Origin of the sequence: Vibrio sp. 1562 (assembly GCF_033340155.1) — a bacterium.
Taxonomy (GTDB): domain Bacteria; phylum Pseudomonadota; class Gammaproteobacteria; order Enterobacterales; family Vibrionaceae; genus Vibrio; species Vibrio alginolyticus.
This window is the reverse complement of sequence record NZ_JAWOVY010000734.1, coordinates 1-530: the sequence shown is the minus strand read 5'-3', so window position 1 is coordinate 530 and position 530 is coordinate 1. Positions and strand designations below refer to the sequence as shown.

The window sequence follows — 530 nt, the reverse complement described above, 5'->3', positions numbered from 1 at the left end:
GTACTCAGTAGACAAAGGTCATCAGGCGCTACTGGAAGAAATGTGTCGCGAATGGCCGTTCTTCTCAACTCGCCTAGGTATGCTTGAGATGGTGTACACCAAGTGCAACATGGAAATCTCTCGCTACTATGACCAACGCCTAGTTGAACCTCAACTTCAACCATTGGGTGACCGACTGCGTGAACAACTTCAACGTGATATTAAGTCCGTACTGAACGTAGAGAACAACGAAAACCTAATGCAAAGCGACCCATGGGGCCAAGAATCAATTCGCCTACGTAACATCTACGTAGAGCCATTGAACATGCTTCAAGCTGAATTGCTATACCGTACTCGTCAAACAGAAGAGGCGTCTGCAAACCTTGAAGAGGCTCTGATGGTGACCATCGCGGGTATTGCAGCAGGTATGCGTAATACGGGTTAAAAATAACCATTCGCAATACAAAAGGCTGAGTTCATACTCAGCCTTTCTTATATTCATAACTTCCAACCACATAATTGCGCAGCAAATAACCAGACATTTACACCAC

The 530-nt window shown here is 45.3% G+C and carries 1 protein-coding gene; it reads left to right on the top strand.

Annotated elements, in window-relative coordinates:
• On the top strand, nt 1-424 hold a 424-nt coding region (locus R7Z49_RS27370; protein WP_318112811.1), incomplete at its 5' end, for a phosphoenolpyruvate carboxylase.
• Nucleotides 425-530: the final 106 nt, after the last annotated feature.